We start from the raw sequence: 15,235 nt of genomic DNA on the forward strand, positions 1-15,235 counted from the left end.
AGCGTTAAAGCCTGTTAATAGCGTTGTAATACCTCTCAATAAGCTGTATCTTAGTAGTGTTAAAAGAAATTATTAATACTATTAAACCAATACACATGAGTTATTTAAATATGTCTGAGGAAAAATTAATACCAGTAGTGGTAGAGTTAAATACCTTACTTGCTGATTATAATGTTTACTATCAAAAAATGAGAAATTTTCACTGGAATGTATTAGGTGAGAATTTCTTTGACTTACATATCAAATTTGAAGAGTTATACACAGATGCTAGAACCAAAATCGATGAGATCGCAGAACGCATCTTAACTTTAAGATATCACCCAATGAGTAAGATGAGTGATTATTTAGAGGCTTCCGCGGTTAAAGAGGTATCACCTCTAAAAACGGATAAAGCGATGGTTAAGGAGATTTTAAACGATCACAAGATTATTTTAGCACAAATGTCTAAGGTAATTGAGAAGGCAGGTTCTGCTAAAGATGAAGGTACCATTGATTTAATTGGTGCTTATATTAGAGAGCTTGAGAAATCTAGCTGGATGCTGAATGCATGGTCTAAAAAATCATCTGATCATTTAAAAAGTACCATTATAGAATCTTAAAAGTTATAATTATATAACCTTAAGGTTATAAGCCAAATAAAGGGAATTGAACCAATTTCTATTTATTTGGCTTATTTTTTATGTAAAATTTGCACTATCTGTTTTTTGTATTACATTTATCCCCTTAGATCACTAACAATTTAAACCAAATTTAAGATGAAAAAACTAGTACTATCCATGGTGTTTATGTTCACATTAGCTACCGTATTTACAAGCTGTAGAGAAGAAAAAACACCAGACGAAAAGGTTGAAGAAGCAATGGATGATGTTGAAGAAGATCTTGAAGATGCTTCTGACGATGTACAAGATGCTGCAGAAGACTTAGAAGAAGAAGTTGAGGAAGCTGCTGAAGAAGCAAGTGACGACAACTAATACATAAGAGTATCTACTAAAAAGTCCTAGCTAATGCTAGGACTTTTTTTATGGTATATTTTTCTTAATTCTTAATTCTCAATTCAAAACGAATTTCAATCTAAAAAAACTCAAATTTCACAAGGCTTACTTGATATCAATAATATCATACCTGGCGTCATTAAACGAGATTTGTTCACCTACCTTTTTGTTTAACATTAATTGACCAACAGGAGCGTTTTTTGAAATTACAAAAAACTCTTGATCATTTAAAGCAATTTTACCTAAGCTCACACCGATAAAGAAATGTATAGTTTTGGTCATGACCAAGCTTCCTAAAACGACATAATCATTTTGTATTTTGGGATTGATCAATTTTAAAGTATCTAGCATTTTATGGGCATCACTCAGGTATTGCGCGTTTTTTTCGAGATCATTCAACAATTTTCCGTTACCAGAATCATCATCCTCGTCACTGCTTTTATCGTTGCTCTCAATAGCGTCTTTTATAGTGTCGATCTCGTTTTTATAGCTAGTAATACGTTTATTAACGTGCTCAAAGCAAATTTGTAACAATTCAGATTTTATACTCATATAGCTTCGGCAAATGCGCCATTAAATAGTTGGATATTGCTGATAAGGCGTTCCTTTGTAATATTCATCATACGTTTGTTAAGAGCAGAAGAGTTTTGAATATATAGTGCATATTCTTCCGCAGTAAATTGTCCTATCACCATCCCTTTTAGAGAATTTCTAAACTTCATATCCTTGTTGATCGCATTTTCTATATACGCCAACTGCTTGGGGAGTTGAAGTTCATAAAACACATTCTTGCGTTTTTTAATGTAATTTTTAAACACTTCGATAAAAAGCTCATTTTGCATTTTAACTATAGGTCTTAGCGTTGCGTTTTGAAAGCGCTCATCGCTCGTCATATCATCATTGACCAAGGCTGTTGCAATAGTTGGCCTTATAGATATTAGGTCTTTGCTTCTTTGTGTCATGGCTCTGATTTTTAATAAATGTAGGAAGAATACGATTGACTATCAAAACTGAGCGCTTATGTTGTTAACGAGTTTATCAACAAATGACGGTATACCTATAATATTGGCATTATGAGATTCATCATACAATCGTTTTTATAGCTCAACCTAAATAATATTCCTGTAAAAACCTAACGGCTCATTACATCCTCAGTTTGTAAAAAATACCTGCAACTATTCTCAAAATCGAAATCAACATAAGATTGGTACAGATTTTTAAAGCCTTGAAATTTCAAGTATCTTTGAGTTAAATTCGTCAGTATGAAATTTGGAAGCGTTGATAACCCTCAAGACCTTGACCTCAGTCTCCCTAATGATCATATAGATACGGCGCGTGTTCTTGAAAAATCAAAAAACGATGTGCTGCCTCAAATTTTTGTAGGCTGCGCTAAATGGAACAGGGCAGACCTTAAAGGCTTCTATCCTAGAGGCACTAAAGACGAACTGGGGTATTATTCCTCTCAGTTTAATGCTATTGAAATGAATGCGACGTTTTATCGTATTTTTCCTGCGGAACAATTTGCGACCTGGTATGACAAAACACCAAAAAACTTTAAGTTTTTCCCAAAATTATATCAAGAGATTAGCCATTGGAAACGCCTGAGCGGCGTTGATAGTGTTGTAGAAAATTACCTGAACAATGCAGCCAACCTAAAAGAAAAGTTGGGAACTATTTTTTTGCAAATGCATTCTAATTTTAAACCTAAAGATTTTGATAGGGTCATTGATTTTGTAGAAAGTTGGCCCAAAGAGATCCCTTTGGCTATAGAGTTTAGACATACAGATTGGTATAATGAGACTGTAGTAGCAGATCAACTTTATGATCTACTCGAGACCAATAATATCTCTAACGTGATTGTTGATACAGCTGGTAGGCGAGACTTAATGCACATGCGCTTAACCAATAGTACCGCTTTTGTAAGATACGTTGGTGCCAATCACAAAAGCGACTATACACGACTTGATGAGTGGGTGCAGCGCCTCAAAGAATGGAAAGATCAAGGGATTGACGAAGTTGATTTCTTTATTCATCAAAATATAGAAAAAGAGTCCCCACTCTTATCTGCCTACTTTATTGAACAACTCAATACGGAATTGGGTTATGATTTAAAAATTCCAAATAGGGACGAGAACACCTTATTTTAAAACCAATTAAAACCGAACTTAAATGCGATTTCATACAAGAAAATGGGTAAAGCCCGAAGATTTAAATCCCAATCAAACCTTATTTGGAGGACAACTTTTAGCTTGGATTGACGAAGAAGTGGCCTTATATACTGTGATTCAGCTAGAGAATTCTAGAGTCGTTACCAAATACATGTCTGAAATTAATTTTATGGCCTCTGCAAAGCAAGGAGATATTATTGAAATAGGTATTGAGGTTCTTAAATTTGGAAATACGTCCTTATCCATGAAGTGTGAGGTACGCAACAAAATGACCAGAGGCACCATTTTAACGGTTGACAAAATCATCATGGTCAATTTAGGTGAAGACGGAAAGCCTGCACCTCATGGAAAAACAAAGATTGAGTTTGTAAAAGACCGCTTAGAAGACAAGTAATTTATAACGCGTCTGAAGACGGTGCTAAAATACAAGTAAGCTCATAGACTTCTAAGTCAAAATAAGGTACCGCTGCTAGCGCATGATCGAAAATGTCAGACATGATGTATTCATAATTCTGCCAACGTTTATCACTACTAAAACAATAAATCTCTAACGGAAGACCTTGAGCTGTAGGAGCCAATTGTCTCACCATAATAAACATGTCTTTATTGATTCCTGAATGGTTTTCAATATAGGTCTGTAAATATTTTCTAAACACGCCCAAATTGGTCAAGTTGCGCCCGTTGATGAGTACCGATTTATTGGCGTTGTTCTCTTTATTAAAACTATTGATCTCCTGTTGTCGATCCCCAAGATATTGACTAATTATCTCAATCCTTTTTAACTCCTCGATCTTATCATCAGTTAAATATTTGATACTTTTTGCCTTGAGCAAAATAGACCGTTTAATTCGTCTCCCTCCAGAGGCTTGCATGCCTCTCCAATTCTTGAAAGAATCGGCAATAAGCGCATAAGTAGGAATGTGGGTAATGGTCATGTCAAAATTCTGCACTTGAACGGTAGATAAATTGATTTCAACAACATCTCCATCGGCGCCATATTTATCCATAGTAATCCAATCGCCAATTCTAACACTATCGTTGATGGCAACCTGAATACTTGCAACAAAACCAAGGATGGTGTCTTTAAAAATCAACAATAAGATGGCCGAAGCAGCTCCTAAAGTGGTGAAGAACTTTAAAAAGGATAAATTGATCAATACTGCCAAAGCAGAAGCAATCCCGATGATCCATACAAAAAGCATCACCACTTGTATATAACTATCAATAGGCTTATCTCTTAGACTAGGAAGGGTTTTGAAGTAACTCTCAAAGGTTCTTAAAATGCTTCTAATGATCCAAACAATAATGACTATGGCAAATACTTTAAGTAAGATAAGCACATAGGTCTCAAACTGAGGAAAATCGTAAAAAACAACAGGAAATAACTTAATGGTTACGATTAACGGCACAATATGGGCAATATGACGTGGCGCCCGGTGATTTACCAAAAGGTCATCAAAGTTGGTTTTTGTGCGTTCAGATAATTTGGTGAACGTGTTGATCAACAACTTACGTGTAATCCTATCGGTAATGTAAATGATGATGAGAAGTGCAAACAATAAACTAAGCATATTAAAATACTCAGCCGCACGTTCTGACACGCCGATGCTTACAAAATAGTCATGGAAAAAACATTGTATGTCTTTCATGAGTTGCGCTTAGGTTTCAAATATTTATATTCAACATAAAAGGTGCCAAACGGAATGATGGATGCCAGAAGTACAATGAAGAGCGTTTTTTTGGTCCATCCCATTTCCGAAGCTAATACAATCGCTAAAACAATATAGGCCAAAAACAAGATACCATGTGGCATCCCCAAAAGCTTAACGTATTGCGGGTCATTCGCAAAATACTTGATAGGCACGGCTATAAACAAAAGAAGAATGTACGAGATGCCTTCAAGAAGCGCTACAAGCCTAAAACTATTAAATAATGAAAACATAAGGTTCCAAATTTTGTGCAAAATTACCTTATGTTAACTGATTCTGACTAGTATTTAACAACTTTTTTAGTAAACTGAATACCACTGTGGTTATCTCTAAATTTGGCAAAATAAATGCCAGAATTAAGATGACCTAAATTGAGAGTATTCATATCCGCCGCTATGGTTGACGTTGTTATAATTTTACCATCTAAACCAATGAAGGTCATGACATAGCTAGAGGTGTTTTTGTTTTGAATTTGCAACTGATCTTGAAATGGCATAGGAAAGATAGAAATATGATCTGCTATGTTGATTGTTGGAATGCTGAGACTGCCTTGAAAATAAGTTTGGGCGAGATCAAAGGCACTATTTCCTAACTCATAACCAAGTTGTCGACCTCTAATATCGTCAATAGGCGGGTGAATGCCTCCATAGATTCGAGATAAGCTCGCTTGATCGGAAGCATCCCGATAGGTAGCCCACTGCAGCACCATATCTTCGGAAGGTCCCGTTTCAAAAAATAAGAAATCGTTTTGTGTGACGTTAAATGTCCCCATACCATCAGGAAAAAATGGATTATCGGTCAGTCTTGTCAGTACTTCGGCAGCAGCTCTAGAAAACGTAGAGTGCCCAGAAAGGTAACCTGCAAAATTTGGAGTTACAAAAGTACCGCGTTGGTAGGGCCACCAATGCGTACCAATGATCCAATCGACACCGGCAATATCAGTCGTAGGATCTTCAATAAAGTCTGGGCCTTTCCAAGCTTTTATTTTAATTCTATTGACGTTTTCATCATTATCACCACTTAAAGGGTCGCCTGAAGTAATTAATTCTATTGCACCGGTAATCAAGGGTAAACCATGTGGATCATAACTAGGTAGACTACTATCAGAACTTTGTCCTTTTCCTGCCATATAACGAATGGCAGATATTGGTCTCACATAGTCGTAATAGCCTTTAATACCCCAAATATTCACGGCGGTATCGTGCATGGCACCACCAAGGGCTAAGTAAGATTTGACGTCCCACTCCAGATCGCTTACAACATCGCCCTCTCCCGCAATACGCTTTTCTAAAGAGGGATGATCGCTCACATAGTTTAAAATAGTAAACCAATGTCCTGGAGGGGTTTCAGAAGCAGGACCATCTGCCCAATATTCTGCAAGTACACGACCAAAATCAGCACGTTTCACCAGTTGCGTTTCATAAGGTTGGCCAGTCGCAGGATTAAGATCGTAACCTGTACTAGAATCGCCCCCATTGGTAAAATCATAAAAGGCTTGATATTCCTCAAAAGTTTCAGGAAGGTCTAAAATATTCATATTACCTTTAGAAGCTGGTGAAATATCAATCATTGTAGGGTCTTCGGGATCTAAATGAGAAGACCAAGTGGCTACCATTGCAAAATTCCATTTGTAAGGATCGGAAATACCATCTTCATTGGAGTCTTGAATATAAACTGGAGGTCCCGGATTGTTGTAAACATAGCAATCAAAACTGTTATTGATAATTTCCAAGTTTTCAGAAGACAATGCAAAAGGCGTGACCTGACCCCATTCTGCACCTAAGAATGCAGGTGTACTCAACGGAAACTCATTACCGCTTTGATCAACATAAACATCAAAAGCCAAGGGTTGCCAATGGTTGGGGTCAATAGGATTGGTCTCATAGTAGTTTTCAAGAATCAGTGGTGGGTTGAAAGGTGTATAAAAACTATTGGCGTAATTGGACTGTTCATTAGAATTATCCTGCAAGCCAAAAGCAATCATTTGAGCTCCCATATAATTTCCTAAAGCCGCATAGCTCCCGGTACTGTAGTCAATGGATGTGATATTGGAGTCATAGCCTAGAGTTGTAAATAAAGTTTCAAACTCTGAGAGCAAGAAAGCACCATTGGGTGAGTTTTGAAAACGGTGGTTTAATAAACGTAGCATGGCATAGCTCATGATTTCCTCTCTTGCAGCATCTAATGAAGAAGGAGTTGCAATACCTGTAAAGACACAGTTAAATCCGCCAAAATCCTTACCTAAAAATACGGTTTCTGCATTCTCATCAAAAAGCGCCCAAGCATCATACATCACAACCGAGGTATGAAACAAGTTTCGAGCATGCACTGTGGGACGTGCTAAATCATTACGTATAGCTATAAGCGTCATTTCATTCCATTCTCTTGCTACAGAATTCTGCGCATTACAGATGACCACACTAAATATAAGAAGCGCATAAGTAATTTTTTTCATAGATAAAAAGTTGAGTTGAGCGATGCTCAAAATTAACAAACAATTTCACCTGTAAAAATTTTAACTAAACTTTAAGTTTTAAAATTATGCTTGAAATTCAATTTAAGAGTGTCGCTTTTTTTTGAATTGCAATTTATCATGACCACTCGGCAGCGTTAATTCGTATTGCTTTTAGTTATATATTTCAGAGAATGAAAGCATTTAAAAAAAGAAAGACCGCTATATCAGCGGTCTTTCCTCGGATTAATTAACCAATATTAAGTCGGTTAAGTAAATGCTATTATTTTTTTTCTGCCATTAGAGCGAAAAATTTATCAATGTTTGGAAGAATCACCACACGGGTTCTTCTATTAGTGGCTCTATTTTCTTTAGTATCATTTTCTACTAAAGGTTGATAGAATGAACGTCCTGCAGCAATCAACTTCTCAGGTGCAACGTTGTATTTGTCTTGCAGTTTCTTAACTACAGCTGTAGCTCTTAAAACACTCAAGTCCCAATTATCCTTAATTGCAGAAGAGCTTACAAACGCTTTGTCATCTGTATGACCTTCAATCATAACATCTAAACTTTCTTCAGAGTTTACGATTTTAGCAATTTTAGCTAAAATATCATTGGCCTTATCGCTAATGTTATAGCTACCAGACTTAAATAACATTTTATCAGAAATAGAAATCATGACAACCGTTTCTTCAATATTGACATTGATATCGTCATCTTCCTCAATGTTCTCCATAGACTTTTTAAGGTTGAATTGAACAGCAAGGTTCATACTATCTTTCAATGTCTTGGCCGTCGCCATATAAGCTGGAGGTACATTTTTTAGTGTTTCTCTTAAAGCCTCTTTCTGATTTTCAGAAATAACTACACCATCTACGGTTACCAATTTGGCATTATTGTCTTCAGTAAGTGAGTTTATTTTAGAGTTATAGTTGTCAACACGTGCTTGAATTTCGTCAAACTTAGCTTCCAGTTCTTCTTTTTCAACTTTAGTTTTAGTCAGTTCACTTTTTAACTCTCCGTTATCTTGCTCAAGAGCTGTATATTTTTTCTTGGATACACAAGAGGTCATTAAAAATGCAAGTGCTACAATTACTGTAATTCGTTTCATATTGTATTCGATTTATTTTTGGTTACTGTCTCTATTTACGACAGCATTCGAGATCTAGATGTTTGCCCCTAGAATTTTCACATTTCTTTATGATATTCTGAACATCAAATAATAGGAGTGAATGTCTATTTAATAGTTCTTCATTTTAGACTGGCGCTTCTCTAATTGTCTTAACAATTCAGTTACCGTTTCTGCAACAGACTGTTCAAAATTATCGTGAGAACTTTCAGCAAATAGGCGAGGTCCAGGTGCACTTAAACGAATACCACACTTCATACCAGTTTCATCACTAGAGGTGTTTTCTTTTTTGAAAAAGATGTCTGCTCTGGTTACAAATTCATACCGTTTAAAGACTGGTTTTAATTTTTCTTCAGTGAATGCTTCTAATCGTTCACTAGCGCTAATGTCATGATATTCAAAATTGGTCGTCATAATATGTATAGTTTTAGAATTTCCGTAGAAATTGTTATTAATAGTTTGGAAAAGATAGGCTTTAAAGGCGGCACCAAATAGCTGAAATCTATTAATTCTTGACGCAATCCCTAACACTTGATATTTGCTAGTGCAGAAGCCTAAAATAGGCTCTAATAACAAAAGCTTTAACCCATTGCATTTAAATGCTTTGGTATTGAAGTTTTAGCCAATGAATTTAATATCTTAGAATGCTCTAATTATAAACGATGGATCTCCAGATTATTTTAATATTTTCCATCATAGGGGTATCTATCGTGCTTTTTGTCACAGAGATCATGCCTATTGATAAAATTGCTTTTTTTATCATAGTGGCCTTGGTGCTTACCGGTCTCACTACCCCAGAAGAAGCCATAAGTGGCTTTGCCAATCCTGCAACCATCACGGTTTTAATGTTGATGATCATGGCCATAGGTTTAGAAGACAATGGCGTTATCCAGCTTTTTAGCGATGCTATTAAACGTCTTAGTTTTTTACCACTCATTATTATGGTACCTGTATTTATGATTGTTTCTGCGGGAATTTCATCTTTTATAAGCACAACAGCTGTCGTGGTTATTTTTTTAAAAATCATTGCCCAACTCTCTAAAAAATATAATTTCTCGGTACCCAAGCTCTTAATGCCTATTTCATTCGCTGGTATTTTGGGAGGAAGCTGCACGCTTATGGGTACGTCAACCAACCTTTTGGTAAACTCGGTAGCGGTAGATTATGGGATGGAGAAGTTTAGCTTTTTTGAGTTTTCGCTCTACGGACTGGTATTATTGGGTGTAGGCGTCGTGTTCATGTCTATTGCCAGTAAATGGTTGCCCAAAGGCGGGGAGAACACCTTGAGAACCTATAATGAACAATCTAATTTTCTGTTCACTTTAACGGTAAGAGCCGAATCTAAATATGTAGGACAAGCATTTTCAAAGGTTCCGTTTTATGAAAACCCAAACATAAAGGTCCTTAAATTGATTAGAGGTGAAAATGTAAATACAGCACCTGGTAAAAACACCACCTTACGTGCCGAAGATCAGTTGGTCTTGATGAGTGACATTCAGGATTTTTCTTTAATTTCTGAGGATGATTTTGTGTTGTCTCTTAAAAACGATGAGATTAAAGACAATAAGGTCATTGAGGAAAATATTGCAACAACTTTTGTAGAAGTATTGGTCTTACCCGGATCTGAATTTATTGATAAAACCTTACAGGAACTCAAAGTGATCTTGCATAAAATTGGAGATCCCGTCGGTATTCAAAAAAAGAAAATGCTCAACCTTAAAGAAAAGGTCTATTTACCAAAAGCCATAAAAAAGTTGATTGTAAAAGCGGGTGATCGTCTTTTAATTAACGTCGATAAAAACCAGATGGAGGTTTTTTACGAATATAATAATATCGTGGTATTGCGCCAGCATGAAGATGACTATCAAGTTAATCGTTACAAACAAGTGTGGTGTATGATGGTTTTAATAGCCGTAATCGGTTTGGCGGCTACCAGTGTGCTATCCATTTTAGCGAGTACCATTGCTGGTGTAGGCGCACTGCTTTTGGCTGATTGTATCAACTTGAACAAAATATATAAAAGAGTGAATTGGCAAATTGTGTTTTTATTGGCAGGAATGATTCCCTTAGGAGTAGCCATGGGCAACACGGGCGCTGATATGTGGATTTCAGGAAAACTCTTATCTTTGTTATCTGGTCAAGCACCCGTTATCGTTTTGGGATCTTTGTTTGCCATGACGATGCTTATGAGCGGCTTTATTTCTAACAATGCCACCGCTGTTATTGTTACTCCAATTGCCATAGCTTTAGCCACCGGTTTAGATTTACCGTTAAAACCTTTTGTGATTGCGGTAATGTTTGGTGCAAATTTTAGCTTTTTTACACCCATGGGCTATCAAACCAATACGCTAATTTACGGCACTGGTGCTTATAAGTTTAAGCACTTTTTGATTGTTGGAGGGATGCTCTCCATTATTTTATTAATTGTTGGTACGCTATTATTATCAACCCTATTAACACCTTAAATTAAATTATGATACATTTTTTAGAAATCGGTATGTATGTCGATAAAATCTATGATAAGCTAGAAGCCTGGCTTAATGCAATTATTTTAAAACTGCCCAACTTTCTCTTGGCCATGTTGGTGCTTTTTGGCTTTTATTATCTCGCCAAGATCGTTTCTGCATTGGTTTTAAAATTGCTTAAAAAGAAAATGGATAACATTTCCGTGAGACGTATCATCAAGAAGATGGTCTTTATGGTCATCTTTTTAGTCGGTTTTTTTATAGCCTTAGGGATTTTAGATTTAGATAAAGCCTTAACCAGTATCCTTGCCGGTGCAGGTGTTGTGGCCTTGGCCATTGGTTTGGCATTACAAGGCACATTAAATAATACGTTCTCTGGAGTGCTACTGTCGTTTATGCCTAGAATACGTATTAACGATTATATCGAAACTTCAAGTCATAATGGATTTGTTGAGGAAATATCCCTTCGGAATTTTGTACTCAGACGTCCAGACAACCATATCGTGGTCATGCCCAACTCTCTCATTGTTGATGAGCCATTTGTAAATTACTCTCTGACGGAAAGAAGTAGAATCACCGTTAAATGTGGGGTAGGGTATAGCTCTAGTCTTCGCAATGTAAAAGAAATGGTGACCAAACTCATGGCTGAGCATTTTCCGCAGAAAGATGGTGAAAAAGTAGAGTTCTATTGGTTAGAATTTGGAGATAGCTCCATTAATTTTATGACCCGTTTTTATATTGATTACACCAAACCAAGTCAAATGTTCACTCAACAAAGTGAAGCAATCATGCTCATTAAAGAAGTGTTTGATAAAAACGATATCAATATTCCATTCCCTATCCGTACGTTAATGATGGATACCAAGGTAGAGATTGCCAAGGAGGAATCTTAAAATCTGATCGTTCATTAGGGCGCAAGACTTCAGTTTGACTTGCATCTTAATTAATTTGTAACTTAGAGGTTTTCTAAATTTACGCTTATAAACCAAGTTGGTTAATCCAACGGAATTTAAAAGTGTTTTTAGACAACCTCTTTTTTATGAAGTTTTTTAATAAACAGCGCTACAGTCTATCTAAAGGCAGCGGTCTTGCTAAATATTTGAGCTACGCCATAGGTGAGGTCATCTTAGTGGTTATTGGTATTCTCATTGCTTTAGCCATTAATAATTGGAATGAGCAGCGTAAAGCAGAAGACAGAACACTTACGCTCAAAGCCAGAGTTCTAAAGCAAGTTGATAGCGACTTAGAAGTGATGCAACGCTATCGGATCAATCTCGATACCTTGCAGCAAGAATATCTAAAAGTTTTAGAGAAAGCACACGATAGTTCCCTTACCAGGTTTGGCTCAAGAGTGGCATCCCTCATTTTACAAGTAGAGGTGTTAGAGGTTGATAATAGCACCATCAACATGATTGATAATGTCTATTTGGAAGATAATGAAGTGGCTAGAGAGCTCAATGATATGAGCGGACTCTATAAACTCTATTTCAAAGATATGAAAGCCGTAGAAACCATTGTATTTGATGCCATGGTTGAAAATCTCAAAACACTTGAACGTACTGAGGCGTGGTATCCAGATTTTATTACCAATTTTAATTGCTCAGATGAATGCATCGCTTATCTGTTAAACAATTCTGAATTAAAAGCGCGTATCGCCTCTTTGAGATATTTCCTTATTGACGGCTATGGGGGTACCGTAGATGATTTTTATTACGACTTAAAGGTCTCTCGAGACGAACTTTATAACACTACACTAGATAATTAATACATTATGACGCGACTTTTTATTCTCATCCTTACACTATCCCTTTTTAACACTCAAGATGGTTTAGCCCAATCCAAACGCCAAAAGAAAAAAGATAAGGAAAAGGCAGAAGCCAAAGCTGCCGCAGCTGCTAAGCCAGACAAAGACGCCATTAAACCCTATAACAAGGTGATTACTAAAGAGGCGATTACAGATGATGGCTTATTTAAAGTGCATAAAGTAGGAGCGAAGTACTACTATGAAATCCCAAACGATTATCTCGATACTGACATGCTTTTAGTAAGCAGAATTGCCAAACTCCCAGCTAATCTCGGAGGCGGCTACTACAATGCGGGAACAAAAACCAATACACGTCTCATTCATTGGACGCGATTTGACAAGAAAATACTCATCAAGGAGAAATCTTATAATGCCGTGGCCGATGAAGCATTGCCTATCAGCATTTCTGTAGCAAACAATAACTATTCGCCCACCTTATATGCTTTTGATATTGAAGCCTTCAGCCCAGATTCTACTGCTGTGGTCGTAGATGTTACCAAATTTTATGACAGTGATGTGAAAGCCATCAGCGGACTCTCATCACGGTTGCGCAGCACCTACAAAGTCAAAAACCTAGATGCCTCTAGGAGTTTTATTACCAGTATGAAAAGTTTCCCGCAGAACATAGAGGTGGTACAAGATCTCACCTACAATGCTTCTGAGCCACCGTCTACAGAATCTGCGGAAACCATCAGCCTTCAAATGAATCAGAGCATGGTATTGTTGCCAAAAGAACCAATGCAACCTCGTTTTGCCGATGAGCGTGTGGGTTGGTTTACTTTCAGTCAAGTAGATTACGGAAGTGATCAGCTTAAGGCCGACGAAAAAACCTACATTAGAAGATGGCGATTAGAACCTAAGGACCCTGAAGCCTATGCTCGTGGTGAATTGGTAGAACCCGTAAAACCAATTGTATATTATTTAGATCCCGCCACGCCCGAAAAATTGCGCAAATACATGAAAGCAGGGATCGAACTTTGGCAAAAACCCTTTGAAACCGCAGGTTTTAAAAATGCCATTATTGCAAAAGATCCGCCAACTAAAGAAGAAGATCCAGAATTTAGTCCCGAAGACGTGCGTTATTCTGTAGTGCGTTACGTGGCCAGTGAAACTAGAAATGCCGTGGGCCCTAGTGTGGCCGACCCAAGAAGTGGTGAAATTATTGAGAGTGATATCATTTGGTATCATAACCATTTGCGCTCGTATAGAAATCGTTATTTATTGGAAACTGGTGCAGCAAATCCTTCGGCGCGAAGCTTAAATACTCCAGACGAGGAGATCGGTGAGATGATGAAAATGGTCATTGCCCATGAAGTAGGCCATGCGCTCGGTTTACCACATAATATGAGTGCCAGCAAGGCTTATGATGTAGAGAGCTATAGAAATGGTGATTTTACTCAAGAGTTTGGGATTGCCTCGACGATTATGGATTATGCCCGTTATAATTACATTGCCCAACCTGGCGATGAAAACATTAGGTTTATACGGCAGATTGGTCCGTATGACCATTATGCCATCAATTGGGGCTATCGCGATATTCCCGCGGCTTACACAGCAGAGGCTGAGCGTCCTGTGCTAGATGCTTGGATTTTAGAAAAGGCAGGCGATCCTAAATATGTCTTCGGAAAGCAGGGTAGCCGGTTTGATCCAACCTCACAAACAGAAGATATTGGAGACAATGCTATCGAAGCCTCTAATTATGCCTTGAAAAACTTAAAGGTGGTGATTCAGAATTTGCCAGAATGGACCAGCGATCAAACCAATGATTATGAAGATTTGGAGGAGCTCTATGGCGAATTGTTGAGCTGCTATAACCGCTATGTCTTTCATGTGCTTAATTATGTAGGCGGTGTAGAAGAACACTTGATTACCCCCAAACAAGGCGGCTTGGCCTATAATGCCGTGCCTAAAGCTAAACAACAAGCCAGTATGCAATGGGTGCAAAACAATGCTTTTGAGACACCCCAGTGGTTGTTGGATAAACGCTTACTTCAGAAAATTGATTATGGAGGCTATACCCAGCGCCTGAGTCGTCTACAAAGCCGTTATATCGATGCACTCCTAAGTTTTGACCGATTGGGGCTACTGATGGATCACCATACTTTAAACGCCGATAACTATTCTGCTTTAGACATGTTACAGAATTTACGTAAGGGCATCTGGAAAGAAGTAGGAACGAGTAGCAATGTAGATGTTTTCCGAAGAAATTTGCAACGTGCTTATGTGGATCGCATGGCGTATCTCATGACTGAAGATCTTGATCGTGACCGTACAAACCAATATTATGATGTCAATCAAAGCGACGTTAGAGCCTTGGTGAGAGGTGAACTTCAAACGTTGAAACGCCAAGTAGAGGCCGCTGCAAAAAAACAAGTAGGAACCGAAACCCAATACCATTATCAAGATATTGAAGCCCGTATAGATCATATCTTGAACCCGAAATAAGATTAGTGCTGAAGGTGCTGCTGTAGTGAATCTAAACTTTATGGACGAAGATAGGATTCAAATCGATTTAA

General features: G+C 37.4%; 15 protein-coding genes. 8 read left to right on the top strand and 7 right to left on the bottom strand.

All coding sequences use genetic code 11. From position 1 onward, the window contains the following. The first annotated feature begins 95 nt into the window (after positions 1-95). Together P176_RS0117955 and P176_RS0117960 are read left to right on the top strand one after the other, a co-directional pair. On the top strand, positions 96-599 hold the full coding sequence (locus P176_RS0117955) for a Dps family protein (RefSeq protein ID WP_026756003.1): 504 nt from the start codon (positions 96-98) through the stop codon (positions 597-599). Positions 600-755: 156 nt separating this feature from the next. Continuing rightward, positions 756-971, top strand: a complete 216-nt coding sequence (locus tag P176_RS0117960) for a hypothetical protein (protein WP_026756004.1) — start codon at positions 756-758, stop codon at positions 969-971. A 126-nt stretch (positions 972-1,097) separates the two neighbouring features. Here the strand turns inward: P176_RS0117960 and P176_RS0117965 are convergent, their stop codons facing one another. After that, positions 1,098-1,544, bottom strand: coding sequence for a hypothetical protein (locus P176_RS0117965; RefSeq protein WP_037349042.1), 447 nt, complete (start codon positions 1,542-1,544; stop codon positions 1,098-1,100). Beyond that, complete coding sequence (locus P176_RS0117970; RefSeq protein WP_026756006.1) at positions 1,541-1,954, bottom strand: hypothetical protein; 414 nt, start codon at positions 1,952-1,954, stop codon at positions 1,541-1,543. The genes P176_RS0117965 and P176_RS0117970 overlap by 4 nt, the downstream gene beginning before the upstream one ends. Before the next feature lie 300 nt (positions 1,955-2,254). On the opposite strand from P176_RS0117970, the gene P176_RS0117975 reads away from it, so the two are divergent. Together P176_RS0117975 and P176_RS0117980 are read left to right on the top strand one after the other, a co-directional pair. Next, a complete protein-coding gene (locus P176_RS0117975) occupies positions 2,255-3,139 on the top strand; it encodes a DUF72 domain-containing protein (RefSeq protein WP_026756007.1) in 885 nt (294 codons plus the stop codon). A gap of 22 nt (positions 3,140-3,161) precedes the next feature. After that, positions 3,162-3,554, top strand: a complete 393-nt coding sequence (locus P176_RS0117980) for an acyl-CoA thioesterase (protein WP_026756008.1) — start codon at positions 3,162-3,164, stop codon at positions 3,552-3,554. Position 3,555: 1 nt separating this feature from the next. Here the strand turns inward: P176_RS0117980 and P176_RS0117985 are convergent, their stop codons facing one another. From P176_RS0117985 to hpf, 5 genes are all read right to left on the bottom strand, one after another. Next, positions 3,556-4,809: a mechanosensitive ion channel family protein gene (locus tag P176_RS0117985; RefSeq protein ID WP_026756009.1), complete on the bottom strand. Its 1,254-nt coding sequence runs from the start codon at positions 4,807-4,809 to the stop codon at positions 3,556-3,558. Then, positions 4,806-5,102 (bottom strand): DUF3817 domain-containing protein, encoded by a 297-nt coding sequence (locus P176_RS0117990; RefSeq protein ID WP_026756010.1) that lies wholly within the window; start codon positions 5,100-5,102, stop codon positions 4,806-4,808. Before P176_RS0117990 ends, P176_RS0117985 begins: the two co-directional genes overlap by 4 nt. Before the next feature lie 47 nt (positions 5,103-5,149). Next, positions 5,150-7,324: a T9SS type A sorting domain-containing protein gene (locus P176_RS19785; RefSeq protein WP_051605560.1), complete on the bottom strand. Its 2,175-nt coding sequence runs from the start codon at positions 7,322-7,324 to the stop codon at positions 5,150-5,152. Between the two features lie 280 nt (positions 7,325-7,604). Next, positions 7,605-8,432, bottom strand: coding sequence for an OmpA family protein (locus P176_RS0118000; protein ID WP_026756011.1), 828 nt, complete (start codon positions 8,430-8,432; stop codon positions 7,605-7,607). A gap of 129 nt (positions 8,433-8,561) precedes the next feature. After that, on the bottom strand, positions 8,562-8,864 hold the full coding sequence (gene hpf, locus P176_RS0118005) for a ribosome hibernation-promoting factor, HPF/YfiA family (RefSeq protein ID WP_026756012.1): 303 nt from the start codon (positions 8,862-8,864) through the stop codon (positions 8,562-8,564). Between the two features lie 248 nt (positions 8,865-9,112). On the opposite strand from hpf, the gene P176_RS0118010 reads away from it, so the two are divergent. The 4 genes from P176_RS0118010 (at position 9,113) to P176_RS0118025 (ending at position 15,164) form a co-directional block, all read left to right on the top strand. Further along, positions 9,113-10,915, top strand: a complete 1,803-nt coding sequence (locus P176_RS0118010) for an SLC13 family permease (RefSeq protein ID WP_026756013.1) — start codon at positions 9,113-9,115, stop codon at positions 10,913-10,915. Between the two features lie 8 nt (positions 10,916-10,923). Beyond that, positions 10,924-11,808, top strand: a complete 885-nt coding sequence (locus P176_RS19790; protein ID WP_051605561.1) for a mechanosensitive ion channel family protein — start codon at positions 10,924-10,926, stop codon at positions 11,806-11,808. Between the two features lie 146 nt (positions 11,809-11,954). Continuing rightward, positions 11,955-12,680, top strand: coding sequence for a DUF6090 family protein (locus tag P176_RS20155; protein ID WP_026756014.1), 726 nt, complete (start codon positions 11,955-11,957; stop codon positions 12,678-12,680). Between the two features lie 6 nt (positions 12,681-12,686). After that, positions 12,687-15,164: a zinc-dependent metalloprotease gene (locus P176_RS0118025; protein ID WP_026756015.1), complete on the top strand. Its 2,478-nt coding sequence runs from the start codon at positions 12,687-12,689 to the stop codon at positions 15,162-15,164. Positions 15,165-15,235: the final 71 nt, after the last annotated feature.

Source organism: Sediminibacter sp. Hel_I_10 (assembly GCF_000688335.1).
GTDB lineage: Bacteria > Bacteroidota > Bacteroidia > Flavobacteriales > Flavobacteriaceae > Psychroserpens.